This is a genomic window from Vibrio sp. 378, assembly GCF_033339435.1.
Genome location: NZ_JAWOUO010001044.1, coordinates 1 through 544, shown reverse-complemented (window position 1 = coordinate 544; position 544 = coordinate 1). Strand labels below are relative to the sequence as shown.

The window sequence follows — 544 nt, the reverse complement described above, 5'->3', positions numbered from 1 at the left end:
ACGGTGGTTTTTTGATTATTTTCAGTGTGGCTTAGTCACTAGAGTGATTCAATCGCTTGTTGAATTGCAGGACCAATTTGACGCTTGCGAGACGTCACGCCATCCAATACCAACATGTCATTGTCGATTTTCACATCAAAAGCTTTTGATAGCACTTTCTTATCTGCGTCATCCGCCCAAAGCATGTTTGCACGTTTGTGCTTGGTATCTGTGATCGAGAAGAACAAGTAATCAAGATTCTGAGCTTTCTTATACGCTTGAATGGCTTCGTTGAAGTCCTGTTTGCGGTCAATCAACTGCTGCGCGTTGAGCGTTTCAGCTACGCCGATGCCTACCTTTTTACCTGCGAATTCAAAGTTCTTGTAGTCCATCGTCAAAATCGTCTCTGCTGAGAAATGGCTCAGATCCGATTTCGCCAACAACATTTGTTCACCAAAACCTTTGATGTCTTTGATGCCTGCAATGTCCGCCAGCTTTTGCGCGTACGGTTTATCATATTCAGTGGTAGTCGAAGATGGGAACACAACCGTGTCCGACAAAATAG

At 44.1% G+C, this 544-nt stretch carries 1 protein-coding gene; it reads right to left on the bottom strand.

The window, feature by feature from the left end:
• Nucleotides 1-38: 38 nt before the first annotated feature.
• Nucleotides 39-544 (bottom strand): DHHA2 domain-containing protein (locus R7Q48_RS30275; RefSeq protein WP_318134105.1); only part of this gene is annotated, 506 nt, incomplete at its 5' end.